The following is a 22,896-nucleotide window of genomic DNA, read 5'->3' as shown; positions in this document are numbered from 1 at the left end:
TGGGGTGCGGATCAGACGGCGGCGGTGGCCGGGGCGGGCGCCGGGTCGCTGATGTCGGCCGGGGAGATCGGGTCCGAGATGTCGGCCGGGGTGACCTTGATCGGCGCGATCGGGTCGGAGATGTCGGCGGGGACGACCGGGGCCGGCGCCGGGTCGCTGATGTCCGCGGGGGAAACCGGGTCGGAGATGTCTGCCGGCGTGGCCTTGCCCGGGGCGATCGGGTCCGAGATGTCGGCGGGGGTGGCCTTGCCCGGGGCGATCGGGTCCGAGATGTCGGCCGGGGTGACCGGGGCCGGCGCCGGGTCGCTGATGTCCGCCGGGGCGATCGGGTCGGAGATGTCCGAGGGCGAGGCCTGCGCCGAGGTGCTCGACGTCGTCACCTTGATCGCGTGGCCGGCGGCCTCTGCGGTGGCGACCCCGGTGAGGGCGGTGGCGGCGACGGCGGCGACGGTGGTGGCGATGCGGGCGATGCGGTTCATGGTGACTCCTCTGTGGCAACTTCTCGATTGCCGTTTGGCAACCTTCTGCCAAGAAGATTGGCAAGGACATCTCGGGTATCTCTCGCGAATTGGTGGATATTCAATCGAGAAAGGCGCCATAAGTGATCCAGGGGGGCGGAAAGGCCTCTGGGAATTCATCCATGCACGCCTCCGACCTGCATAGATGTCGTTTCTTGGCAGAATATTGGATCACTTGGCAAAATTGGCAAATGCTGGAGAACTCATCTGGGCCGAACCGGGGTCCGATGGAGCAAGGGGCCTTTTAGGGCCGTCCGAAAGCCCTTACTAGAGCGCCGCCGGAGCGGGTGTTGCCAATTCTCCAATTGTCTTGGCAAGATGTTGCCAAGACACAGGCAATGAATTGCCACATGGAGTGGGAGGAGGCCCGGACATGATCACGACGACTGACGGCGAACCTCGGGTTCACCTGGACGCGGCCGGTCTGGGCCCCATGCCGGCTGCCGCCCGCGCGGCCCTCACGGAGTGGACCCGGCACGACGACCTGCATGGTGCGTACGAGCTGGAGGAGTACCTCGACGACGTCGTGCTCGACGAGCTCGGCGCACGTCTGGCCGGCCTGCTGCACGCACCGGCCGGTGACACCGGGCTGTTCACCGGTGCGGCCGACGCGTTCGCCACCCTGGTCGGACGACTCCCGCTCGGCCCCGGCGACCGCATCTGGACGACCCCGTACGAGGGCTTCGCGCAGCTGACCGCCCTCTATGCCCTGCGCGACCGCACGCACTGCGGGCTGGACGTCATTCCGCTGCGCCCGGACGGCGACCTGGACCTCGAGTGGATGGCCGCGCACATCGGCGACGACGTCGCGCTCGTCTCCGTGACCCACGTTCCGGCAAGCTGCGGCATCGTCAACCCGGTCGAGGACATCGGCCGCATCCTCGCCCCGCACCGCTGCCTGTACGCGGTCGATGCCTCGTACTCCGTGGGCCAGCTCCCCGTGGACGTCTCCCGCATCGGCTGCGACCTGCTGACCGGCGACGGCTGGCGATTCCTGGGCGGCCCGCAGTCGATCGGATTCGCCTGCACCACACCGAAGTTGCGGGATGCCCTGCCTCCGCGCGGCGCGGAGCCGCAGACGACTCCGCACGGGGCGGCCGTCGTCGCGCTGAACGCGGCCCTGGCCGAACACCGGGCGAGCGCCCCGGACATGGAGCTCGCCGACAGCCTGCGCGCCGCCGTCGGGAAGGAGCCCGGGATCGAACTCATCGCCCCCGGCCGGCAGCAGTCCGCCGTTCTCACCTTCCGGCACGACCGGCTGCCCGCTGCGCGGATCCGCCGGGAGCTCGCGGACCGCGGTGTCGTCGTATGGAAGACGGTCGGCCAGGAGACCCCGCTGCATCTGCCCGGGTGCGATGTCACCACTGCGGTGCGCGTCTCGCTGCACCACGACAGTTCGTCGCAGGACGTCGACCGCTTTGTCGAGGCGCTGCGGGAAGTGCTGGCGCCGGCGGCGGAGCCCTGCACGCCGCTCAGGGCCGTACGTCATCTGACGCCGGTGGGCGGCAGGCTCCTCCAGTTCCCCGCGTAGAAGCGGGAAGTAAGGGCTGTCCGAGCTTTGAGATCATGACTAGAAACCGCACAGGCGGTTTGTTAGCCTGCCCTTCTCCAGTGAGAACCGCAACGAACGGCGGAGCGTGCGCATGATGGTGAAGCAGGAGCGAGCAGCCCGTACCAGGCAGGCGCTGATCCGCGCGGCCGCCGAGGCGTTTGCCGGGGAAGGGTTCACGCTCGCTTCGCTCACCACGATCAGCCGCACCGCGGGGGTGAGCAACGGCGCGCTCCACTTCCACTTCGAGAGCAAGGCGGTGCTGGCTGACGCCGTGGAGGACGCGGCAGCTGTCGCCGTGGCCCGGATCGTCGAGTCGGCAGAGGCCTCGGACGACCCGCTGCAGGCGCTGGTGGACGCCACGTACGGTCTGCTGGGCCTGATCGCGGACGACGTCGTCGTGCGCGCCGGCTTCGGGCTGTGCGGCGATCCGGCCAGGGGCCGGGGCGATGCAGGCCTGCGGCAGCAGTGGCAGCACTGGGTGGAGCGCCAGCTGGAGCGGGCCGAGCGGGAGGGGAAGCTCGCCGACGGGACGTCCCATGAACAGGTGGCGCCGATCGTCGTGGCGGCCACCGTGGGCTTCGAGGTGCTCGGTTCGTGGAACCCGGAGTGGCTCGACCGCTCGAGGATCGACCGCTTCTGGGAGTTACTGCTGCCGCGGCTGGCCGGTCGTGCGGAGGCGGCCTCGAGCGGGCCCGAGGGGCGGTCCGTCTAGCGACCCGTCCTGCTGGGCCGCGTACACCGCCACGAAGGCTGCGAGCCCTCGTACGCCGCCGTCCGGCCCGAAGGCCGTGACCGGCACGCCCTGTTTGAGCCCCCGCGACAGCGCCCGGTGGACCTTGAGGGCGGCGGCCACCAGTTCGCCCGGCGGGCGTCCGGCGTGGTCGGAGTCCCCGCAGGCCATCGCCAGCGCCTCGGCCCAGGCCCGGGAGACGATCTCGTCCTTGCGCGCCGGCCGTACGGGCCGCGGGGCGGGTTCCTCCATGGCTGCCTCCTCGGCATCTCGCTGAATTGGGTGCGTACGGGGGGCAGTTCAGGGCCGGAGTGCCACGGCCGCCGTGAGCATGCGCGCCAGTTCGTCGGGTGCGGTGCCGGACGCGTCGAGGACGACGGCGAGCGGCCGGTGGCCGTCCGCCGCCGCGAGGCGGGCGATCGCGCAGGCGGAGACGCCGTCACCGGAGAACGCGGCGAGCGCCAGCACGCCGCCGTGCCGGATGCGGGAGCCGAGCGCGTCGTACACGGCGCGTGCGGCGGCTTCGGCCTGGGCGCCGCCCACCGGGACGGGGTCGATGAGCAGAAGTTCTCCGGGTCCCTCGTAGGCGTGGGCGAGTTGGTCGTAGAAGGCGCGCGAGATGCCGGGGGCCCGCAGCAGGCCGACGGTGCCGGAGTTCTCGGGTACGGCGTGGCGCAGTACGGCCGGCGGTGTGTCGGGCGCCTGTGGTGCGGGCTCCGCGGGACCGGCGGCGGTGCCCATCCCGGACAGCAGGGCGAGGGCCTCGGCGACGGTGGTGTGCTGACCGGCACCCCGCGGGAGTTCGCGCAGCAGCAGCGCGGCATGCGCGAGCAGATCGGTGATCTCCGCGAGCCGCACCTGGTCGTAGGAGGCGGTGAGGACCAGACGGCCGCCCCCGTCGTGGTGCGCGATCAGCGTGACCGGGTAGGCGGTGCGGGCGCCGAGGGTCTGCGGCGGCTCCACCTCGATGCCGGACGCGGCGAGTTCGGCCTCCAGCTCGCTCGGGACGCGCGGCGGCGTCTCGAAGGTGAGCAGGGTGTCGGCGGGCGGTTGCGGCCGACGGGTCCAGGCATGGATCTGCTGCGCCGACACCCACTCGTACGCGGCCTGGTCCAGGCACCGGTCGCGCAGGTCGGCGATGAGCCCCGGCACCGTGGCGTCCGGGTCGACGAGTACGGACTGCGGTACGGGCCCGGCCAGCGCGCCCGGGGTCCGCTCCACCCCGTCGAAGAGGATGCTCCGGCCCGCGGCAGTGGTCGCGAAGCGCACCTGCGACGGGCCCTCGGCCCGGCCGGCGCGATACAGCAGCAGTGCCCACACGGCCTGCAGGGCGGTGGACTCGCTGCCGCCCCAGAGGGCGGCCCAGTGGACGAGCCGCGCGGTCTCCTGCTCGGTCAGGCGCAGCCGCGAGCGGCCCTCCGCGTGGCTGCCCGAACCGGTGAACAGCGGTGGTACGGGCGCGAATTCACCGGTCTCGGCCCTGGTGAAGAAGTCCTCGGCGGCCGCCGTGCTCTGTACGGCGAGCCAGGCCAGATAGTCGCTCATGTCCGGCCGGCGCTCCCCGCCCGGCAGTTCGCCGCCGGCGAGATAGGCACGGTAGAACTCGCGGATCAGGAGCCGGATCGACCAGCTGTCGAGCAGCGCGTGGTGGTACGTGAGCAGGACGCGGGCCGGCGGGGTGAAAGCGGGGCTCGCCGGGCCGCCGCCGAGCAGGGTGATGCGCAGGGGCGCCGGGCGGCGCGGGTCGATGCCCCGGCGCCGGTCGGCCTCGACCAGGGAGTGCCACTCGGCACTGCCGTGCGGCATCCGTACGAACGGCGGCTCGGCCTCGTCGTGCACGACAAGTCCGGCTTCCGCCCGGTCGTCGAAGGTGGTGCGCAGCACGGACTCGCGGGCGAACACCGAGTGCCAGGCCGCCTTGAACCGGGCCACGTCGAGAGGCCCGCGCCAGTCCCAGGCCGTCTGCTCGACCTGCCGGTCAGGACCTGGATGGGCGTCGGCGTCCGCCAGTAGTTCGCGCTGCAGCGGCGTCGCGGCCAGCCGGCGCGTCCTGAAGGAGCCGCGGCCGCTGTGGGTGAGCAGGTCCGCGAGGGCGCCGAGGGGGACGTCGCTCTCCGCCCCGTTCGCCCCGTCCTTGAAACGCAGGGTGTGGAGACCGGGCTCCCGTCCCTCGACGTCGACGGTCCAGGAGGCCGCGTCCGGGCGGTGTACGGCGATGCTCTCGAGCGCGGCCTCGACACGGGCGGCCTCGATCGGCCCGTGCACCTCGAGCACGGGCAGTGCGCCGCCGCCAAGGTCCACGACGACGGTGATCGGCTCGTCCTGCGGCAGACGTGCGAAGCGGCTAGTGGTCATCGGCAGTCCGGGGCACGCGCCGGCGAAGACCCCTCCCCTTTCCCAAGAGGCATCGTTCCAGCATGCACAAGGGCATCTGCAAAGTCCTGACACAATCCTGACGCCCCGCTCGACCGTCCCGCGCGGCACACCGGCTCAGGACAGGTCGTCGCGCGTCACCCGGCGGTGCGCGATGCGCCAATCGCCGCGGTGCTCGACCAGGACGTCCTCCATGACGCACACGTACAGGACGTTGGCGCCGCCCTCGCTCGGCGGCGCGTACACCAGCGCCGAACAGCGGGTGCGCAGGGAGCCGTCATCCTGGGGCCGCGCGTCGAGCATGCCGACCCAGTGGCTGAGGCGGCCGCCCGCCGTCCGCTGCCGTGCGGCGCCGGCGCGTACGTAGCGGGCGAGCCCGGTGCGGGCCCGCACCGGGCCCGGCAGGGAGGGCAGTTCGAGGACGGCGTCCTCGGTGAACGTGTGCGCCCAGCGCCCGGTGTCGTGCGTGTCGAGGAGCTGCATCTGGTGCGCGTAGAACTCCTGCACCCGCCCATACAGAGCGGCGAACTCCCGGCTCCGGAGGGTGTGTTGGGCCGTGCCCAGCAGCTCGACGGTCATGATCTCAGCCTCCGCTTCCGTCCCTCGGTCTGGACAGTCTCTGAGGGCCGGATCGGGCATCCTTCGAATACGCCTCAAGCGAGGCTGCAGGCCCCGTCAGGCTGCGTAGAGATCGAACGTCGAGGTGCGCCGCTCGCTCGCCACCACGTCGAGCGCGGGGTCGACGGTGAGCATCATCTGGTGCAGACGCTGAAGCTGCGGCGACGGCTCCACGCCGAGCTCGTCGATGAGCCGTTTGCGCAGCCTGCGGTACACGTCGAGCGCCGTCGCCTGCCGTCCGGAGCGGTACAGCGCGATCATCGCCTGGGAGTAGAGGCCCTCGTGCTGCGGGTGACGGGCGATCAGATCCGTGAGCTCGGCGATGAGTTCACCGTGCCGGCCGAGGCGCAGATCGGCGTCGATGCGCCGCTCGATGGTGACCAGCCGGGATTCCCTGAGCCGGATGATCTCGATGGAGAGGACCGATCCCGCGCGTACGTCGACGAGGGCGGGCCCGTCCCACATGTCCAGGGCGCTCTTCAGGAGTTTGGCGGCCATCGCGTCGTCGCCCTGCTCGAAGGCCTGCTGGCCGCCTGCGATCAGCTGCTCGTACCGGTGCAGGTCCACGGAGTCGGGCGGCAGCTGCAGCAGATAGCCGCCGTGCCGGGTGGCCAGGATCTCCTTGGCGTTGCCGGGGGCGTCGGGGCCCATGGCGGTGCCGAGGCGGCGGCGGAGCTGGAGGACGTATGTCTGAAGCGTGGTCATGGCGCTCTGCGGCAGCGCCGTGCCCCACAGCTCCTCCATGAGCGTGGACACCGGCACGATCCGCCCCGGGGAGAACGCGAACAGGGCGAGAAGCTGGCGCGGCTTGCTCGCCGTGGGCACGATCGAGACACCGTTGAGGGTCGCGGTCAGCGGCCCCAGGACCTGAATCTCCACGGTTTCCTCCCGTACCTCATCGTGCGGCGGCCGTGCCATCGACCCATCGTGCGACTCCCTTGATCCGTCGCACGATAGACCCGATCCCGGGGGCCGCCCGCCCTGCTTGATCAGCACTCAAGCGGTCCTGTACGGGGGGTCGTTCGCCTCTGGGAGAGCCGGACTCGAGAGGCTCTCCAGAACCCCTCGAAGCCCGCTCGGGCAGGCGTCCGCAGTGCTCTCGGCGCGGCTATCGTCGGAACTCCCTGCCCATGTCGAGGGAGTCACCATGCGGAAGCCCGGAGCACCTCGGCTGCGTCTGTTCGTCTTCCACCACTCCGGTGGATCGCATCTGATGTACCGCGACTGGCCGTCCCACTTCCCTGCCGACTGGGATGTACAGATCCCCGACGCACCGGGCCGCGGGCCCCGCGACGAACGTGAGGCGCTGGGCGACACGGGCGAACTGCTCGAGTACTTCCTGGACGAGCTGGACAGCCGGCTGACGGGTCCCTTCGCGTTCTTCGGGCACAGCATGGGCGGACTCGTCGTGTACGAACTGACCCGCCGGCTCATCGATCTGGGGCGCACACCCCCGGTCTGGCTCGGTGTGTCGGCCCGCGGCACGCTGCACCCCGACGGCGACCCCGCGCGCCGGCATCTGCTGTCCGACGCGGAACTGCGCCGGGAGCTGGCGTCGATGGGCGGCACCTCGGCCGCGGTCATGGAACACCAGGAGCTGTGGGACCTGTTCGCGCCGACCATCCGCGCGGACCTCAGGATCAGCGAGACCTGGCGTACGGAACCCCTCGCCGCGCCGCTGCCGGTCCCCCTCTCGGTGTTCGGCGGCACCCGGGACCTGGTGGCGCCGCCGGACCGACTGGAGGGCTGGGCTGCCGCGTCCGAGCACTTCCTGGGCCAACACCAGTTCGAGGGCGGCCACTTCTACTTCCAGGACCGCCTTCCCGAGGTCGCCCAGCGGATACAGGACGACGTGCGGCGTGCCCTGCTTCTGGCCAGGGCGCCTTCCGAGGCGGTGCGATGACCGTTCTCGGCCTCGCCGCACCGGCTCAGGTACGCGGCGAGTCGACCGAGTTCCGGCTCCTTGGCCCGGTGGTCGTGCACGACGGGGCGACCGGGACGGGCATCGTGCCCTCCGGTCCCAAACAGCGTGCCCTCCTCGCCGCCCTGGTCATCCACGCCGGTGAACGCCTGCCGGTGGACAGGCTGGTGGAGGAGCTGTGGGGCGACCGGCCCCCGGCCAACGCGCCGAACGCCCTTCAGGCCCATGTCGCCCGGCTGCGGCGGCTGTTGCCCGCGCCGGGCCACACCTGGATCAGCACACTGCCCACGGGCTATCTGCTGACCCTCGGCCGTGCGTCGACCGACGTGGCCCGCTTCACCCGCCTGTCGGCGCAGGGCAGGGCGGCGGTCCCCGACGACCCCCGGTACGCGACGGAACTCCTGGGGAACGCCCTGTCGTTGTGGCAAGGCCCTGCTCTTCAGGACAGCCGTCAGGGCCCCATCTGCACGGCCGAGGCGGACCGCCTCGAGGAGCAGCGCCTCACCACCCTTGAATGCCTGTACGAGGCGAGTCTGAACTGCGGGAAGAACGCAGAGATCACCTCGGAGCTGGAGCGGCTCACCGCCGACCACCCGCTCCGCGAACGCTTCTACGACCTGCTGATGGTCGCCCTGTACCGGGGCGGCCGGCAGGCGGAGGCGCTCGGCGTGTACGAACGCGCGCGCCGCCGTCTGGTCACCACCCTCGGCATCGAACCGGGGCCGGCGCTGCGCTGCCGCATAGAGGCGATCCTCAACCACTCACCCGCACTCAGGGCGCCGCGCACGCGTCATCCGGACCTGGCGACCGAGATGGCACATCTCCAGACCCGCATCGATCAACTCGTTCACGATCAGGAGGACTTGATCCGCAGGGTCCGGGAAGCGCGCGAGAGACGGTAGCCTCCGCGCCGCCGCTCGTTCACGGCAGTTCCTCCGGCTCGTCCGCGTCCGGCACGATCACCGTGCCGACCCCGTCGTCCGTGAACATCTCCAGCAGTACCGAGTGCGGGATCCGTCCGTCGATCACGCGGGCCGCGCCCACGCCGCCCCGCACCGCGTTCAGGCACCCGTTCATCTTGGGCACCATGCCGTCGCTCAGCTCCGGCAGGAGCTTCTCCAGTTCGCGGACGGTGAGCCGCTCGATGACGTCTTCACTGTGGGGCCAGCCCGCGTACAGACCAGCTACATCCGTCAGCATGACGAGCGTCTCGGCGCGCAGCGCGGTCGCGATCGCCGCCGCCACGGTGTCGGCGTTGACGTTGTAGACCAGGCCGTCCTCGGCGCTGCGGGCGAGCGGCGAGACCACCGGGATCCGGCCGTCCGCGAGCAGGCTGTCGAGGGCACCGGTGTTCACGCCGACGATGTCGCCGACCCTCCCCACGTCGACCGGTTCCCCGTCGATCCACGGCATGTGGCGCACCGCGGTGAGGGTGTCCGCGTCCTCGCCCGTCATCCCGACGGCGAGCGGGCCCGACCGGTTGATCAGCCCGACCAGTTCGCGCTGCACCTGTCCCGCGAGGGTCATCCGCACCACGTTCATCGCTTCCGGGGACGTGACCCTGAGCCCGGCCCTGAACTCGCGCTCCAGGCCGCGCCGTTCGAGCTCGGCATCGATCTGCGGTCCACCGCCGTGCACCACCACGGGCCGCAGCCCGGCGTAGCGCAGGAAGACGATGTCGCGGGCGAAGGCCGCAGTGAGGGCCTCGTCGACCATGGCATGCCCGCCCAGCTTCACGACGACCGTCCTGCCCTGGTGACGGGCGAGCCACGGAAGGGCCTCGACGACGGACTGGGCCTTGGCCAGGGCAGGGTGCACGCTGACGGCGCTCATGGGCACGATCCTTCTGTGGAGGAGCCCGCCCGGAGCCGGACCCGACAAACAGGACAGTTGGCGACGTACTTCAGTGGAGCGCGACCTCTACGGAACCGGACGGGGCCATCTCCTGTTCCGTGCGCCGCAGCACGATCGAATCGGCGATCTCGCCGCTGCGCACCGCGATGTTGGAGAGCAGGGCCGACGTCAGACCGTGGGTGTGCTCGGTGCCGCCCTGGAGATAGACGCCGCACGTCAGGTCGGAGGCGGTGACGAGGCGGTAGTCGCGCGTCACCTGGTGCCGGCCCGTCGCGTCGCGCAGGAAGTTCCGGTCGAACTCGCCGAGCAGACGGGCCGGGTCGAGACCGTCGTAGCCGGTGGCGAACACCAGCGCGTCGACGGCCAGTTCCTCCGTCCGGTCGTCGAGCAGCGTGTGCAGGACCACCCGCGTCGCGTCGGGGACGTGCTCGATCTCCGTGACCCGGGTGAGGTTGCGGAAGTGGAGTCGCTGGCTGCCGCGCACCTGCTCGTCGTACGACCGCTGGTACAGGGCCCGGATGACATCGGCGTCCACCACCGAGTAGTTGGTGTTGCGGTGGTAGCGCCAGAACGAGTCCCGCGCCCGCTCGGTGCCGAAGTAGTACTCGTCGACCGCGCTGGGGTCGAAGATCTGGTTGGCGAAGGGGGTGTCGTCGGCGACGGAGTAGCCGTACGACGGGAGGACCGCGGAGACCTCGGCGTGCGGGAGCGAGTCGTAGAGGAAGCGGGTGATCTCGGCCGCGCTCTGGCCGGCTCCGACCACTGCGACCCTCTTGAGATCGGCCGGGGAGTGCGCGTTGAACCTGCTCAGGAACTCCGAGCTGTGCCACACGCGTTCGCCGGCCGTCATGCCGTCCGGCAGACGCGGCACCAGGCCCGTCGAGATGGCCACGTTGCGGGCGGTGACGACGTCGGTGGTGCCGTCGCTGCCGCGCACCGTGATCTCGAGCAGGCCGGGCGTCGAGGCCCCGGCCTCGGTGACGGGCCGGATCGAGGTGACCTCGGCGCCGTACGTGACCCGGTCGTTCAGGCCGGAGGCCGCCCACTCCAGGTACTGGTGGAATTCCTGGCGGGTCGGGTAGAAGTCCTGGTTGTTCACGAACTGCACCAGCCGGTTCGAGGCGTGCAGAAACGAGATGAAGCTGTACCGGGACACCGGATTCCTGAAGGTCACCAGGTCCTTGAGGAAGGAAATCTGCATGGTCGTCGAGGGCAGCAGCATGTTCCGGTGCCAGCCGAACATCGGCTGCCGCTCGAAGAAATGGGACCTGATCGGTTGCTCAGGAGAGCTCGCTTCGTGTTCCTGCAAGGCGATCGCGATCGACATGTTGGACGGGCCGAACCCGATTCCGACCACGTCGTAGATCTCCTGGCTGGGCCTACCCGTTACGTCCATAGAAAATTCTCCCGCTTGCGTCTGGAAAACTCGACCGTTGGCTCGAGAGACCGTCGTGCAGTGTTCTCCGGAGAGTGTCCAAAAGGCAACTAGAGCGCGGCATGAAGGCCGTTCGACACCCGCACCGGCTGCTGGAGATCGGAAAGTGTTGTCCCGTCGACGAGACGGGCGGTACGGTCGGCGCGGATTTCCTGTGTCGGTTTACGGAGTAATGCATTGCTTTCCGAGAGGTGAATGCGGATGTTCGTGCCCAGCTTTTATCGCGAACCGGACAGTTCGTGGATGGTGGACCTGATCCGTGGTAATCCTTTGGCGCTCGCTGTGGCCAACGGCAGCCCCGAAGCCGGTCCGTTCGCCACGCACCTGCCGGTCATCTTCGACCCCGAGACCTCCCAGGACTGGTCCGGCGAGCTGCCGGGGGCCACGCTGCTCGGCCACCTGAACCGGGCCAATCCGCACTGGGCGGCGCTGGAGACGGGCAGCGTCCTGCTGCTGACCTTCACAGGGCCGCATTCCTATGTGTCGCCCACGGTCTACGAGAAGACTCCGGCCGCACCGACCTGGAATTTCACCTCGGTGCACGTCCGCGGTGTGGTGGAGAAGATCGACTCGACGGAGGAGACGCTGGACGTGGTGCAGTCCACCGTCCGCGCCTTCGAGGGAGCGTTCGGCAACGGCTGGGACATGACCGAGTCGCTCGGCTACTTCCGCAAGATCGTGCCTGCCGTGGGAGCCTTCCGCTTCACCGTGACCGGGGCCGAGGGCATGTTCAAGCTCAGCCAGGAACAACCGGACGAAGTGCGCGGCCGCGTACGGGAGTCGTTCGGACAGAGCGCGTGCACGTACAAGCGCGAGACCGCCGGACTGATGAGCCGGCTGCCGTGATGCACCGGTGGCCATCAGCGTCTGTGACTCAGGCGCTGATGGCCACGGGCCGGGACCGTTCCGGGATGATCTGCGGGCCGGGGAGCTCGGCGATCTCGGAGCTCACCACCGGCTTGCCGAGGGCGTCCAGAGCGTTCGCGGCCGCACTGTCCAGGGTGGCCATCACCCACTGCTCGAAGTCGATTCCCTGCTGCTCCGCGGCCTTGTGCCACCACTCGAGACGGCTGCCGGGGACCTCCAGACGACGGCTCGGCTCCGCAGGAACGGCCGGCTGCTGCTCGCCCCGGCGAGCGGCACGGATGGCACTGCGCAGCTGCTTGGTGGTCCACTGCTGCTGCTCGGCGCGGTCGAGCCAGACGTCCTGGTCCGGGACCGGCATGGAGGCCAGTTCGGCGTGGTGCTGGAAACTCAGGGCGGGGCGGCGCCGGGTGAGGTCGAAGCGCCGTGAGACCCATGCGTAGTTGCGCAGGGTCTGGTACGAGAGGCCGGCCGCGCGGATCCCGCGCTGGTACCGGTCGGTGTAGTGGTCCTTGCCGTACTTGAGCCAGTCGCCCAGCCACCAGGACGACGAGTCGAGTACGTCGGCGAGCTGGCGCCCGGCCCGCTCCCACTCGTCGTAGGCCATCTTGGCCGGCATCTGCAGGCCCACCCTGGTCGTCAGCACCTGGCCCCGGCGCGGCGGGGCCGCCGGGACGCGCGGCTGTCGTGACGGGGGCTGCGGAAGAGAGGTTGCCGTGCCACCGAGCGACCCTGCGGCCTGTTCGGCCTGATGCGCCATCATGCCTCCATGAGAAGGGTGCACTTAACCGTCGAGGAGCGTCGCAGGGCGGGCTGGGGCGGGAACGGAGCGGCACCGGAGCGACGCTCGAACGACTGCGCGACGGGTTTCGGCCGATGGCACCGGGTGGAGGCGGTACACCGCTTCGGGCCGGTCAGAGGCTGCGGGCGGTGATGTCGCCGTAGGACGTCGTCGCGTGGATGAGCAGGGTGCCGATCCCGTCGGAGTTCTTGAGCGTATTGGTGATCCGGCCGTAGGTGGCGCCCGCGTTCAGGGCGGCGGAGACTCCGCGGGCGGCGTCGACCGACACGTCTCCGTGCTCGGTGTTCAGCGTCACGGTGCCGCGCACGGCCTCGGCGATGCGGATGTCGCCCTTCTGGGTGCTGATCTCCGCGGGGCCGCCGAGGCGTCCGACCGAGATGCTGCCGTCGAGGACCGTGAGACGGGCGTTCCGGGTCTCGTCGAGCTTGACCGCGGCCTGCGCAGCCTTGAGGGTGACGTCGCCGAGACGCCCGACACCCCGGAACTCGGCGGCGGACACCGTCGCCTCGACCTGGGAGCCGGCGGGCAGTTGGACGGTCACCTCGACGGACCCTGAGTGGCCGAGGAGCCGGCGCTTCGGCTCCGGGGCCTCGATCCGCAGAACGCCGTCGCGGTAGGCGACCCGGACCTGCTGCGCCGCGTCCACGTCACGGCTCTTCGAGGCGTTCGCGGGGAGGATCTCGACCACGGTGTCGGCCCGGTCGGCCGCGATGAACCGGATGTGTCCTGCCGGGATGTCGAGGACGGCGGAGATGGGGGCGGGAGTCTCGAACTTCTGCGTCGCGTGCTCGGTCTTCTGCATCGTGCGCTCCTTCGGCGTGTATTTCTCGATGAAGAAAACGCTACGTTGCGTTCAGTAAAGTGGCAACACGTCTGTTGCGTATGGGCATTGTATGTGCAGGTCAGGGCCGCTAATTCATTGCAATGGATTTGACTTCAATGCAATGAATCAATCGCCTAGTGTTGCAATGAAGTGAGATGAACGCTATGCGCGGCTGCTGTCAGGGCCGCCCCGAAGCCGTCGAGGAAGCTGTCCACCTCGCGGTCCGTCACGATCAGCGGCGGGGCCAGCCGGACGACGTCCGGCAACACCGCATTCACCAGGAGCCCCCGGTCCTGAGCCGACTGCTGTACGAGCGCCGCGTGCTCCCCGTGGAGCGCGACGCCCCACAGCAGCCCGGCGCCGCGGACTTCGCGCACGAGCGGGTGGGCCAGTGCCTCAAGACCGCGCCGCAGCCGCTGCCCGGCCCGGGTCACGTGGGCGAGGACGCCGGCCTGCTCGATGGTGTCCAGGACGGCGAGCGCGGCCGCGCAGGCCACCGGGTTCCCGCTGAAGGTCGAGCCGTGAGTACCGGGCGTCAGCAGCTCGGCCGCGGCGCCGAAGGCAAGCGTCGCGCCGATGGGCAGTCCGCCGCCCAGTCCCTTGGCGAGCGTGACCACATCGGCCTCGACGCCTTCCCGCTGTGCCGCGAACCAGTGGCCCGTGCGCCCGATGCCGGTCTGGATCTCGTCCAGGACGAGGAGGGTTCCGGTCGCCGCGGTGATCTCGCGTGCCGCCCGCAGATAGCCGGGCGGCGGGACGACCACGCCGTACTCCCCTTGTACGGGTTCGAGCACCAGGAGCGCCGTGTCCCGGGTCACGGCGGATCGCAGGGCCTCGGCGTCCCCGTACGGGACATGGCTGACCTCACCCGGCAGCGGTTCGAAGGGGCGCTGCTTGGCGGGCTGCCCGGTGAGGGCCAGGGCCCCCATGGTGCGGCCGTGGAATCCTCCGACGGCCGACACCATGTGCGTACGGCCGGTGAGCCTGCCGATCTTGACGGCTGCTTCGACGGCCTCGGCGCCCGAGTTGGAGAAGTAGACCCGGCCCCGGCGTCCGGCGAGCTCGAGCAGGCGCTCGGCGAGCCGCACGGTCGGTTCGGCGATGAACAGGTTGGAGACGTGTCCCATCCGGGCGATCTGCTCGGTGACCGCCCGTACGACCGCGGGATGCGCGTGTCCGAGCGCGTTGACCGCGATGCCGCCGACGAAGTCGAGGTACTCGTTGCCCTCGGCGTCCCGGACCCGGGTGCCGAGGCCTTCGGTCAACGGCAGCCTAGGGGTGCCGAAGTTGTCCATCATGACGTTCTGCCAGCGGCTGGTCAGCGCCGCGTTGCTGCCGGCAGGGCGGGCGGTCGGAGAAGCGCTCATGAGGAGTACTCGCTGTTCTCGTGGACGTAGTCGGCGGTGAGGTCGTTGGTCCAGATGACGGCGGAGTCCGGGCCGGCGGCCAGGTTGACGGTGATTCCGACGTCGCGGGCGGTCATGTCGACCAGTGCGCGGTCCTCGCCCACCGCCCCGTTCCTGCAGACCCACACGCCGTTGATGGCGACGTCGAGCCGGTCGGGGTCGAAGGCGGCCGAGGTGGTGCCGATGGCGGACAGGACGCGGCCCCAGTTGGGGTCCTCGCCGTGGAGGGCGCACTTGAGGAGGTTGTTGCGGGCGATGGACCGGCCGACCTCGACGGCGTCGTCCTCGTTCGCGGCGCCGAGGACCTCGATGCGGATCTCCTTGCTCGCACCCTCGGCGTCGTGGACGAGCTGCCGGGCCAGGTCGGCGCAGACCGTACGGACGGCCTCGGCGAACTCCTCGTACGCGGGGGCGACTTCGGATGCCCCGGAGGCGAGCAGCAGCACGGTGTCGTTGGTGGACATGCAGCCGTCGGAGTCGATCCGGTCGAAGGTGACACGGGTCGCGTCCCGCAGCGCCCGGTCCAGGGCGGTGGTGTCCAGGGCGGCGTCCGTGGTGAGCACGACGAGCATGGTGGCGAGCCCGGGGGCGAGCATGCCCGCGCCCTTGGCCATCCCGCCGACAGCCCAGTCGCCACGGGTGACGGACGCCGTCTTGGGCACTGTGTCCGTCGTCATGACGGCGAACGCCGCGTCCTTCCCGCCGGCCTCCGACCGCCGGGAGACGGCGCTCTCGACACCCGCCAGCAGCCGGTCCATGGGCAGGGGCACGCCGATGAGTCCGGTGGAACAGACCGCCACGTCGCCGGCGTCGAGGCCGAGCAGCTCCGCAGCCCTCTCGGCGGTGGCGCACGTGTCCTTGAACCCCTCCGCTCCGGTGCAGGCGTTGGCGCCGCCGGAGTTGAGCACCACCGCGCGGACTCCGCCGTCGGCGAGGGCCTGGCGGGACCACTGGACGGGCGCCGCCTGGACGCGGTTGGAGGTGAAGACTCCCGCAGATGCATGGAGCGGGCCGTTGTTGACGACGAGAGCCACATCCCGGTCGCCGTTCTCCTTGAGGCCTGCGGCGACACCCGCCGCCGTGAATCCTCGCGCTGCGGTGACGGTCATGGTGCGACTCCGATCGTGGAAAGCCCCAGCCCTTCGGGCAGGCCGAGAGCGGCGTTCATGCTCTGGACGGCGCCGCCCGCGGTGCCCTTGGTGAGGTTGTCGATGGCGCTGATCGCGATGATCCGGCCGACCGCCGCGTCGAAGGTCACCTGGACCTGGGCGGCGTTCGATCCGTACACGGCCGAGGTGCTGGGCCACTGCCCCTCGGGCAGCAGCGTCACGAACTCCTCGTCGGACAGGGCCTTCTCGTACGCCTCCCGTACGTCCTGCGCGCCGACCCCGGGCCGCGCCGCGGCCGAACACGTGGCGAGGATGCCGCGCGGCATGGGGGCCAGGGTCGGGGTGAAGGAGACGGCGACCCGGTGACCCGCCACGGCGCTCAGGTTCTGCACCATCTCGGGAGTGTGCCGGTGGCCGCCGCCCACGCCGTACGGCCGCATGGAACCCATGACCTCGGCTCCGAGCAGGTCCGCCCTGGGCGTCTTCCCGGCACCGGACGTGCCGGACGCCGCGACGACCACCGCCTCCGGTTCGGCCAGATCCGCCGCGTACGCGGGAAAGAGCGCCAGCGACACGGCGGTCGGATAGCAGCCCGGCACCGCGATGCGCCGGGCTCCCGCCAACGAGGCGCGGGCGCCCGGCAGTTCGGGCAGGCCGTAGGGCCAGGTGCCCGCGTGCGGCGAGCCGTAGAACGTCTCCCAGTCGGCCGCGTCGGTGAGGCGGAAGTCGGCGCCGCAGTCGACGACCAGTGTGTCGTCGCCCAACTCCCGCGCGACGGCGGCGGACCGGCCGTGCGGCAGCGCGAGGAAGACGACGTCGTGCCCCCTCAGCGCTGCGGCGGTGGTGGGCACCACCTCACGCCCGGCCAGCGGGGCCAGCTGCGGCTGCAGCGTGCCCAGCAGCTGTCCCGCGCTGGAATGCCCGGTCAGGGCACCGATCTCCACTTCCGGGTGAGCCAGCAGAAGGCGCAGGAGCTCGCCCCCCGCATAGCCGCTGGCTCCGGCCACGGCCGCTCGCACTGTCATGAACCCTCCGGTTGGCAGACGTGTGGGGGCGACACGCCGCGGGGGCCCGCCTCGGCGTCAGCGGGACGTCGTGTCGCAGAACTCGGCGTTCAGGATCGGGATGATCCCCGATGCGTCCCAGTCGCCGTTGTAGTTGAACGTGAGCTGGTGGCTGCCGTCCTCGGTGAAGGCGGAGAGGGTGAGCGAGCCGACCACACCGCCGTCGTGGTACCAGAGCGTGATGCCGCAGCTCATCGCGAGCGTCTCGACGCCGAGCCCGTAGGACGAGATCGGGAAGTCGGGGTTGACGACGACCGTCTTCAGTTCCTTCAACTGCTGCGCGGGCAGCAGCTTTCCGCCCATCAGGGCCCGGTAGAACCGGTTCAGATCGGCCGCGCTGGAGATGATGTCACCGTCGCCCCAGTTCTGAGAGCCGTTGAGGCGGGTGACGTCGTCGATGCGGTCGGGCTGTGTGCTGTAGAAGAGCTTGGAGTAGCCGCGGCTGCTGGGCAGGGGCAGATTGGCGCTCGTGCCGGGGTTGGACGTCGCCCGCAGCCCCAGGGGTTCGACGATGCGCCGGCGCACCTCGTCCTCGTACGGTCTGCCGCTGATCTTCTGGACGATCAGTGCGGCCAGGACGTCGTTGGTGTGGGAGAAGGAATGCCTGGCCCCCGGCGTGAACGCCGGCGCGTGGGAGAAGGCCACCTTGAGGCGCTGCTGGGGCGTCAGGGTGTCGTACCGGTGCTGGAGGAAGCCGTCGCCCATGGTGTACGTCTCGTAGTACGGCACGTCGGCGAGGTAGTCGAAGAGTCCGCTGGTGTGGTTGAGCAGCTGCCGGACGGTGATCTTGCTGCCGTCGTTCCCGTTGCCCGTCACCACACCGGGCAGATAGTGGTCCACGGTCGTGTCGAGACCGATCTTCTTCTCCGCCTCCATCTGCAGGAGGACCGTCGCCACGAAGGTGTTGGTGAGACTGCCGACGCGGAACCGGTCGTCCTTGCCGCGCGGAGCGCCGGTCTTGAGGTCGCCCACGCCCGTCGCCGATTTCCAGACACCGCCCGCATCCCGTGCCTCGGCGGTGACGCCGGGTATGCCGGCTGCCACGGCCGCGTCGATCGCAGCCTGCGTGGCCTGGTGGTCGGTCGCCGCGACAGCCGTGCCGCCCGAAGCCCGGGCAGGCCCCGTGAAGACGGTGGCGGTGAGCGCCACCGCCGCCAGACCGATCACGCAGGCCCTTGGTCTCTTCCCTGCCGTCATCGCCATTCCCCGCTCCTGAGAGTCGACCGCACATGGCTGATTCCGTACTTGTGCGGCTCGTGGATGGCACCGTAAGTCACCGATGTCGCGTGCGGGTAGTGCAGTGCCCGCTCCGCCAACTCCCCGAAACCGTACGGCAGTTGGCGGCGTCCATGCGGGGTCGGGCACCGCGGCCCGGTCCTGCGGAGCGCGGCATCGTGGCACAGGAAACCGGTGGGGTACAGGGGATCCCGCCGGGGTGCAGGCGCCTTTGGCGGCAGGAAGCGCGATGGGCTCGCCGTCCTTGTAGCGCCGACGGCCGGATCTCTACGGTGACGTGGCATCGCCGGGACCGCTGCCTGCCGGGTGTCCTGTCGACCGGACAGACACCGGCCGGCGAGCCCGCGTCCGGTGCCCTTTCGTACCCGGACCGGCGATGACCCACCCCGAGTCACCCATGACGGACAAGGACGGTGCCAGTTGAGCACGAACCCCTTCGATGACGCGGACGGCCGCTTCCACGTGGTGGTCAACGACGAAGAACAGCACTCCCTCTGGCCGGTGTTCGCCGAGGTGCCCGCAGGCTGGCGCGTGGTGTTCGGCGAGGCGACCCGGGCCGAGTGCCTGGAGTACGTCGAGCAGAACTGGACCGACCTGCGGCCCAAGAGCCTGCAGGTGGCCATGGCGGCGGACTGATCGCCTCCGGTCCGCGGCCGACCGCAGGAAGACACTCTGAGTGGGGAGATGGAGCTTGTGACGGGCGCTGCGAGGACCGCGAGCGGATTCCGGGCGAGGCCTACGGCGCACAGCGGTGAGCCGGCACAGCGCGGCGTGCTCCTGCCCTTCGTGGGGACACACGCCACGGTGCAGAAGTCGGGGATGACCTTCCCGCAGAATCTGCCCGAGCGGGCCTGGGAGCAGATCGGGACCAACCTGCGCGAGCTCGCGAACTCCTCGGCCTGGTGGCTCGGCGACTGGCTGAAGTACGGCGAGGCCACCTACGGGTGGCGGCGGTACAAGGAGGCGATCGAGCGCACGGGCCTCGACTACCAGACCCTGCGCAACTACGCCTGGGTGGCCCGGCGGTTCGAGCACGACCGCAGGCGGGACGGCCTCAGCTTCGCCCATCACGCGGAGGTCACCCGGCTGTCCCCGCCGGAGCAGGACTACTGGCTGCGCAAGGCCGAACAGCAGAAGTGGTCGCGCAACGAACTGCGCAAGGCGGTCCGCGCGAGCCTGGCAGCACAGAGCGACGCCACCGAGACGCTGCCGGACAACGACGACGAGCAGGTCGCGGTGGACCGGCCGGCCGAGTCGGCGGCCGACGGAAAAGACCGGCAGAAGAGCACCACGCTCACCGTCGAACTGTCCGCCGGCCGACTGGAGTACCACGCGAAGGCGGCCGCCGCACACGGTCTGTCCCTCGACCAGTGGCTGACCCACCTGCTCGAAACCGTCGACGGACGGTCCGTCGAGCGACGGACCGCCTAGGGGCGCACCGCCCGCACACGCCGGCCGACTCCCGCCTCCCCGCGGTTCGGCCGGCGGCTCGTCAGACCGGACCCCCTCACATCGGAGTCAGTTGATGATCCTTCAGGGAAAGCGGGTCGCCCTGCCATCGGAGCCCGTCGTCCACCGGCAGTTCGAGGCGAACGTGCAGGCCGCCCCCGATGCCGTCGCCGTCTCCCGGGCCGGCCGGCAGGCGACGTACGCGGAGCTGGACACGCGGGCGAACCGCTTCGCGCACTTCCTCGGCGCGCGCGGAATCGGCCGGGGTACGAAGGTCGGCGTCTGTCTCGACTACTCGGCCGACCTGCTCGTCGCCATCCTCGGGACGCTGAAGGCGGGCGCGGCCTACGTACCGTTCGACCCGGCCTACCCGGCGGAGAGGCTCCAGCTGCTGCTCGGCCAGGTACCCGACCTCGGCCTGATCGTCGCCTCCCCGGCGACGGCCGGGATGGTCGAGTCGGCGGCCGTCGACGTCGTCGATCTGGAGCAGCTCTCCGACGACCTGGCAGCGCTCCCCGCGACCTCTCCCGGCGTTCCCGTCACGGGCGACGACATCTGCTACGCGGTCTTCACGTCCGGGTCGACCGGCACGCCGAAGCTGACCGCGGTGCGCCACGAGGGCTGGTTCAACCTGATGAACTGGCTGAAACTCGAGTACGGACTGCACAGCGGATCCCACAACCTGGTCGTCAGCGCCTTCGGGTTCGACCTCTCCCAACGCGCCCTGATGACACCGCTGTTCTGCGGCGCCACCCAGTACCTGATGGCGAGCCGCAACTTCGACGCCATGATGGCGTACCGCATCCTCACCGACCACGACATCCGGGTGGTGCACTGCGCCTCCAGCACCCTGTACGTGCTGGTGGACTGGGAGGCCGCGCGAGGCGGTGACGCGCTCACCCGGCTCGACTACGTGCTCTTCGGCGGGGAGGCCCTCAAGGCCGAACGGCTCACGGACTGGATGCGGCGCGAGGGCAACACCTGCACCCTGCTGCACCAGTACGGAGTCGCCGAGTGCACGGACGTCGCGACGTCGTACGACCTCGCCGCCTACCGGCCCGGCGAGCACGACATCGCACCGGTCGGCAGGCCCGCCTACAACACCGACATCCACCTCCTCGACGAGCAGCTGCGCGGCGTCGGCGCGGGGGAGTACGGCGAGATCTGCATCGCCGGGGCCGGAGTCGGCGCCGGCTACCTCGGTACCGCGGGCCCCGAGAACGAGAAGTTCACGACGATCGAGGTCGACGGCGCGCCGCTGCGGCTGTACCGCACCGGCGACCGCGGCCATGTGACCGAGGCGGGCGAACTCGTCGTCGCGGGACGGATGGACGCGCAGGTGAAGGTGCGCGGGATGCGCATCGATCCCACCGACATCGAGCGTGCGCTCGGCCGGCTGGACGGAGTGCGGGAGGCCGCCGTGGCGGTCACGTACACCGATGCCGGCGAGGCCGAACTGACCGCGTTCGTCGTCCCGGCCGGGGACGGACTCGACGAGGACGACGTACGCACCCGCCTGCTGACGGCGCTGCCGCGGAACATGGTCCCGGCCAGATTCCTGGAAGTCCCGGGAATTCCCCTGAGCCCGCACGGAAAAGTCGACCGCGCGGCCCTTGTCGACGCGCTCAAGAACCAGAACGCCGACAACGGCACCGCGGCCCAGAGAGGACTGTGATGATTTCCGAGAGCGTGCGCGCCATTTGGTGCCGGGAACTCCAGCGTGACGAGATATCGATCGACGACGACTTCTTCGCCCTGGGCGGCCAGTCCGTGATCATGGTCAAGATCCAGGGAGCGTTCCTGACGGATCTGGGCGTCGAGGTCCCGATGGACCAGATGTTCCTCAACCCGACCGTGAAGTCGATCTCCTCGTACATCGAATCCCTGCGTGCCATGACCGCGTAGCTTCCATCCAATTCACACCCCCGGTAAGAGAGGCGAGCCATGTACGACGTGATTGTCATCGGTGCCCGTTGTGCGGGTTCGCCGACGGCCATGCTGTTCGCGAAGAAGGGCTATCGGGTCCTGCTTCTCGAAAAGGCGCAATTCCCTCTGGACACACTGTCCTCGCACTACATCCATATGCAGGGCATGTCGCTCCTCAACCGGTGGGGGCTGCTCGACAAGCTGCGCGACGCGGGCTGCAGGCAGATCACGAAGCAGAGCTACGAGGGTCCCGACGTCCGGATCGAGGGCTTCTCGCTCCCGCTCGACGACCTGCACTACACCTACGCCCCGCGCCGGTACGTACTCGACCCGATCCTCGCCGAAGGAGCCGTCGAGGCCGGCGTGGAATTCCAGCAGGGCTGCGCCGTCAAGGACCTGCTGTGGGAGGGCGACCGGGTCGTCGGTGTGCGGTACACCACGCCCGCCGGCACCGAGACGACGGAACGGGCCCCCCTCGTCGTCGGCGCCGACGGCATGCGCTCGCTGGTGGCCCGCAAGGCCGGCGCGCAGAACGTCGTCGAGCACGCACGGGTCAGCTGCACCTACTACAGCTACTGGTCGGGGGTCCCCTCGCACTTCGAGCTGTACGAGCGGCCGGGCCGCTGGATCGGCGTCATCCCCACCAACGACGACCTCACGCTCCTCATGACCTACTTCCCGCAGGACGAGTACAACGACGTCCGCAAGGGAGTGGAGCCCTTCTACCTCGACAGCTTCCGCACGACCGCGCCCGCACTGTACGAGCGGATGATGGCGGGCAAGCGCGAGGAACAGCTCTACGGCACCGGCCACCAGGAGAACTACTTCCGCAAGGCCTACGGACCCGGCTGGGTGCTGGTCGGCGACGCGGTGAACCACAAGGACTCCATCACCGCCCGCGGCATCACCGAAGCCTTCGCCCAGGCCCAGTCGCTCACCGACTACATCGGTGACCAGCTGCACGACGAAGCGGCGCTCAAGTCGGCGCTGCGCCGCTACGAGAACAACCTCAGCGGCGAAGCCCTCAGCCACTACCAGGGCGCCCTCAACACGGCCGAACTCAAGCCCCAGGGACGGGCCGACATGCTGCAGAAGCTGGTCGGCCACCAGGAGCACATCGACCGGTACTTCTCGACGCTGTCGGGGGCGTGCTCCATCGACGACTTCTACAACGACGAACTCCTCACCCTGCTCGACCTCAGCTGAGTGACGACTC

At 70.1% G+C, this 22,896-nt stretch carries 23 protein-coding genes; 10 read left to right on the top strand and 13 right to left on the bottom strand.

Annotated elements, in window-relative coordinates; all coding sequences use genetic code 11:
- Positions 1–11: 11 nt before the first annotated feature.
- Positions 12–479, bottom strand: a complete 468-nt coding sequence (locus tag OG707_RS00480) for a hypothetical protein (protein ID WP_329113051.1) — start codon at positions 477–479, stop codon at positions 12–14.
- 412 nt (positions 480–891) lie between these two features.
- On the opposite strand from OG707_RS00480, the gene OG707_RS00475 reads away from it, so the two are divergent.
- Positions 892–2,049 (top strand): aminotransferase class V-fold PLP-dependent enzyme, encoded by a 1,158-nt coding sequence (locus OG707_RS00475; RefSeq protein WP_329113049.1) that lies wholly within the window; start codon positions 892–894, stop codon positions 2,047–2,049.
- A gap of 112 nt (positions 2,050–2,161) precedes the next feature.
- Positions 2,162–2,782: a ScbR family autoregulator-binding transcription factor gene (locus OG707_RS00470; RefSeq protein ID WP_329113047.1), complete on the top strand. Its 621-nt coding sequence runs from the start codon at positions 2,162–2,164 to the stop codon at positions 2,780–2,782.
- On the opposite strand, the gene OG707_RS00465 is transcribed toward OG707_RS00470, so the two are convergent.
- The 4 genes from OG707_RS00465 to OG707_RS00450 all read right to left on the bottom strand — a co-directional run bounded on the left by OG707_RS00465 (position 2,714) and on the right by OG707_RS00450 (position 6,670).
- Positions 2,714–3,052, bottom strand: coding sequence for a hypothetical protein (locus tag OG707_RS00465; RefSeq protein WP_329113045.1), 339 nt, complete (start codon positions 3,050–3,052; stop codon positions 2,714–2,716). The genes OG707_RS00470 and OG707_RS00465 overlap by 69 nt on opposite strands.
- Before the next feature lie 48 nt (positions 3,053–3,100).
- Positions 3,101–5,155 carry a condensation domain-containing protein gene (locus OG707_RS00460; RefSeq protein ID WP_329113043.1) on the bottom strand — a complete coding sequence of 685 codons (2,055 nt, stop codon included), beginning with the start codon at positions 5,153–5,155 and terminating at the stop codon, positions 3,101–3,103.
- Positions 5,156–5,290: 135 nt separating this feature from the next.
- Positions 5,291–5,752, bottom strand: a complete 462-nt coding sequence (locus tag OG707_RS00455) for a nuclear transport factor 2 family protein (protein ID WP_329113041.1) — start codon at positions 5,750–5,752, stop codon at positions 5,291–5,293.
- 96 nt (positions 5,753–5,848) lie between these two features.
- A complete protein-coding gene (locus OG707_RS00450) occupies positions 5,849–6,670 on the bottom strand; it encodes an AfsR/SARP family transcriptional regulator (protein ID WP_329113039.1) in 822 nt (273 codons plus the stop codon).
- A 268-nt stretch (positions 6,671–6,938) separates the two neighbouring features.
- Here OG707_RS00450 and OG707_RS00445 point away from each other — a divergent pair, with 268 nt between their 5' ends.
- Together OG707_RS00445 and OG707_RS00440 are read left to right on the top strand one after the other, a co-directional pair.
- Entirely contained in the window at positions 6,939–7,694 is a 756-nt protein-coding gene (locus tag OG707_RS00445; RefSeq protein WP_329113037.1) for a thioesterase II family protein, read from the top strand.
- Complete coding sequence (locus OG707_RS00440; RefSeq protein ID WP_329113035.1) at positions 7,691–8,614, top strand: AfsR/SARP family transcriptional regulator; 924 nt, start codon at positions 7,691–7,693, stop codon at positions 8,612–8,614. Before OG707_RS00445 ends, OG707_RS00440 begins: the two co-directional genes overlap by 4 nt.
- A 19-nt stretch (positions 8,615–8,633) precedes the next feature.
- Here OG707_RS00440 and argB read toward each other — a convergent pair whose 3' ends face one another.
- Positions 8,634–9,545 (bottom strand): acetylglutamate kinase, encoded by a 912-nt coding sequence (argB, locus tag OG707_RS00435; protein ID WP_329113034.1) that lies wholly within the window; start codon positions 9,543–9,545, stop codon positions 8,634–8,636.
- A gap of 70 nt (positions 9,546–9,615) precedes the next feature.
- The gene (locus OG707_RS00430) at positions 9,616–10,962 is read right to left on the bottom strand and encodes a lysine N(6)-hydroxylase/L-ornithine N(5)-oxygenase family protein (RefSeq protein WP_329113031.1); all 1,347 of its coding nucleotides are present in this window, start codon (positions 10,960–10,962) and stop codon (positions 9,616–9,618) included.
- Between the two features lie 240 nt (positions 10,963–11,202).
- Between OG707_RS00430 and OG707_RS00425 the strand changes: the two genes are divergently transcribed.
- The gene (locus OG707_RS00425) at positions 11,203–11,847 is read left to right on the top strand and encodes an FMN-binding negative transcriptional regulator (RefSeq protein WP_329113030.1); all 645 of its coding nucleotides are present in this window, start codon (positions 11,203–11,205) and stop codon (positions 11,845–11,847) included.
- A 28-nt stretch (positions 11,848–11,875) separates the two neighbouring features.
- Here the strand turns inward: OG707_RS00425 and OG707_RS00420 are convergent, their stop codons facing one another.
- From OG707_RS00420 to OG707_RS00395, 6 genes are all read right to left on the bottom strand, one after another.
- A complete protein-coding gene (locus tag OG707_RS00420) occupies positions 11,876–12,628 on the bottom strand; it encodes an LmbU family transcriptional regulator (RefSeq protein WP_329113028.1) in 753 nt (250 codons plus the stop codon).
- A gap of 151 nt (positions 12,629–12,779) precedes the next feature.
- The gene (locus tag OG707_RS00415; RefSeq protein WP_329113026.1) at positions 12,780–13,469 is read right to left on the bottom strand and encodes a DUF4097 family beta strand repeat-containing protein; all 690 of its coding nucleotides are present in this window, start codon (positions 13,467–13,469) and stop codon (positions 12,780–12,782) included.
- A 155-nt stretch (positions 13,470–13,624) separates the two neighbouring features.
- Positions 13,625–14,857 carry an acetylornithine transaminase gene (locus tag OG707_RS00410; protein WP_329113024.1) on the bottom strand — a complete coding sequence of 411 codons (1,233 nt, stop codon included), beginning with the start codon at positions 14,855–14,857 and terminating at the stop codon, positions 13,625–13,627.
- A complete protein-coding gene (gene argJ, locus OG707_RS00405) occupies positions 14,854–16,005 on the bottom strand; it encodes a bifunctional glutamate N-acetyltransferase/amino-acid acetyltransferase ArgJ (RefSeq protein WP_329113021.1) in 1,152 nt (383 codons plus the stop codon). The genes OG707_RS00410 and argJ overlap by 4 nt, the downstream gene beginning before the upstream one ends.
- On the bottom strand, positions 16,002–17,030 hold the full coding sequence (gene argC / locus OG707_RS00400) for an N-acetyl-gamma-glutamyl-phosphate reductase (RefSeq protein WP_329113018.1): 1,029 nt from the start codon (positions 17,028–17,030) through the stop codon (positions 16,002–16,004). Before argC ends, argJ begins: the two co-directional genes overlap by 4 nt.
- A gap of 57 nt (positions 17,031–17,087) precedes the next feature.
- A complete protein-coding gene (locus OG707_RS00395; RefSeq protein WP_329113016.1) occupies positions 17,088–18,272 on the bottom strand; it encodes a serine hydrolase domain-containing protein in 1,185 nt (394 codons plus the stop codon).
- 453 nt (positions 18,273–18,725) lie between these two features.
- On the opposite strand from OG707_RS00395, the gene OG707_RS00390 reads away from it, so the two are divergent.
- The 5 genes from OG707_RS00390 (at position 18,726) to OG707_RS00370 (ending at position 22,886) form a co-directional block, all read left to right on the top strand.
- Positions 18,726–18,941: an MbtH family protein gene (locus OG707_RS00390; RefSeq protein WP_329113014.1), complete on the top strand. Its 216-nt coding sequence runs from the start codon at positions 18,726–18,728 to the stop codon at positions 18,939–18,941.
- Positions 18,942–19,124: 183 nt separating this feature from the next.
- Entirely contained in the window at positions 19,125–19,736 is a 612-nt protein-coding gene (locus tag OG707_RS00385; protein WP_329113012.1) for an LmbU family transcriptional regulator, read from the top strand.
- A gap of 94 nt (positions 19,737–19,830) precedes the next feature.
- On the top strand, positions 19,831–21,429 hold the full coding sequence (locus OG707_RS00380) for an amino acid adenylation domain-containing protein (protein ID WP_329113010.1): 1,599 nt from the start codon (positions 19,831–19,833) through the stop codon (positions 21,427–21,429).
- Complete coding sequence (locus OG707_RS00375) at positions 21,429–21,659, top strand: phosphopantetheine-binding protein (RefSeq protein ID WP_329113008.1); 231 nt, start codon at positions 21,429–21,431, stop codon at positions 21,657–21,659. Before OG707_RS00380 ends, OG707_RS00375 begins: the two co-directional genes overlap by 1 nt.
- Before the next feature lie 39 nt (positions 21,660–21,698).
- On the top strand, positions 21,699–22,886 hold the full coding sequence (locus OG707_RS00370; RefSeq protein ID WP_329113006.1) for an NAD(P)/FAD-dependent oxidoreductase: 1,188 nt from the start codon (positions 21,699–21,701) through the stop codon (positions 22,884–22,886).
- The last annotated feature ends 10 nt before the right edge of the window (positions 22,887–22,896 follow it).

Source organism: Streptomyces sp. NBC_01465, from assembly GCF_036227325.1.
Taxonomy (GTDB): Bacteria; Actinomycetota; Actinomycetes; order Streptomycetales; family Streptomycetaceae; genus Streptomyces.
The sequence above is the reverse complement of the archived record's forward strand: the minus strand, read 5'-3'. Positions and strand labels throughout refer to the sequence as shown.

What these genes read in the sequence shown, in the direction of transcription:
- OG707_RS00395 (WP_329113016.1), bottom strand. Translation starts at nt 18,272, where the DNA reads ATGGCGATGACGGCAGGGAAGAGACCAAGGGCCTGCGTGATCGGTCTG.
- OG707_RS00430 (WP_329113031.1), bottom strand. Translation starts at nt 10,962, where the DNA reads ATGGACGTAACGGGTAGGCCCAGCCAGGAGATCTACGACGTGGTCGGA.
- OG707_RS00375 (WP_329113008.1), top strand. Translation starts at nt 21,429, where the DNA reads ATGATTTCCGAGAGCGTGCGCGCCATTTGGTGCCGGGAACTCCAGCGT.
- OG707_RS00420 (WP_329113028.1), bottom strand. Translation starts at nt 12,628, where the DNA reads ATGATGGCGCATCAGGCCGAACAGGCCGCAGGGTCGCTCGGTGGCACG.
- OG707_RS00455 (WP_329113041.1), bottom strand. Translation starts at nt 5,752, where the DNA reads ATGACCGTCGAGCTGCTGGGCACGGCCCAACACACCCTCCGGAGCCGG.
- OG707_RS00445 (WP_329113037.1), top strand. Translation starts at nt 6,939, where the DNA reads ATGCGGAAGCCCGGAGCACCTCGGCTGCGTCTGTTCGTCTTCCACCAC.
- OG707_RS00415 (WP_329113026.1), bottom strand. Translation starts at nt 13,469, where the DNA reads ATGCAGAAGACCGAGCACGCGACGCAGAAGTTCGAGACTCCCGCCCCC.
- argC (WP_329113018.1), bottom strand. Translation starts at nt 17,030, where the DNA reads ATGACAGTGCGAGCGGCCGTGGCCGGAGCCAGCGGCTATGCGGGGGGC.
- OG707_RS00480 (WP_329113051.1), bottom strand. Translation starts at nt 479, where the DNA reads ATGAACCGCATCGCCCGCATCGCCACCACCGTCGCCGCCGTCGCCGCC.
- OG707_RS00460 (WP_329113043.1), bottom strand. Translation starts at nt 5,155, where the DNA reads ATGACCACTAGCCGCTTCGCACGTCTGCCGCAGGACGAGCCGATCACC.
- OG707_RS00385 (WP_329113012.1), top strand. Translation starts at nt 19,125, where the DNA reads ATGACCTTCCCGCAGAATCTGCCCGAGCGGGCCTGGGAGCAGATCGGG.
- OG707_RS00380 (WP_329113010.1), top strand. Translation starts at nt 19,831, where the DNA reads ATGATCCTTCAGGGAAAGCGGGTCGCCCTGCCATCGGAGCCCGTCGTC.
- OG707_RS00465 (WP_329113045.1), bottom strand. Translation starts at nt 3,052, where the DNA reads ATGGAGGAACCCGCCCCGCGGCCCGTACGGCCGGCGCGCAAGGACGAG.
- OG707_RS00440 (WP_329113035.1), top strand. Translation starts at nt 7,691, where the DNA reads ATGACCGTTCTCGGCCTCGCCGCACCGGCTCAGGTACGCGGCGAGTCG.
- argB (WP_329113034.1), bottom strand. Translation starts at nt 9,545, where the DNA reads ATGAGCGCCGTCAGCGTGCACCCTGCCCTGGCCAAGGCCCAGTCCGTC.
- OG707_RS00370 (WP_329113006.1), top strand. Translation starts at nt 21,699, where the DNA reads ATGTACGACGTGATTGTCATCGGTGCCCGTTGTGCGGGTTCGCCGACG.
- OG707_RS00410 (WP_329113024.1), bottom strand. Translation starts at nt 14,857, where the DNA reads ATGAGCGCTTCTCCGACCGCCCGCCCTGCCGGCAGCAACGCGGCGCTG.
- OG707_RS00475 (WP_329113049.1), top strand. Translation starts at nt 892, where the DNA reads ATGATCACGACGACTGACGGCGAACCTCGGGTTCACCTGGACGCGGCC.
- argJ (WP_329113021.1), bottom strand. Translation starts at nt 16,005, where the DNA reads ATGACCGTCACCGCAGCGCGAGGATTCACGGCGGCGGGTGTCGCCGCA.
- OG707_RS00470 (WP_329113047.1), top strand. Translation starts at nt 2,162, where the DNA reads ATGATGGTGAAGCAGGAGCGAGCAGCCCGTACCAGGCAGGCGCTGATC.
- OG707_RS00425 (WP_329113030.1), top strand. Translation starts at nt 11,203, where the DNA reads ATGTTCGTGCCCAGCTTTTATCGCGAACCGGACAGTTCGTGGATGGTG.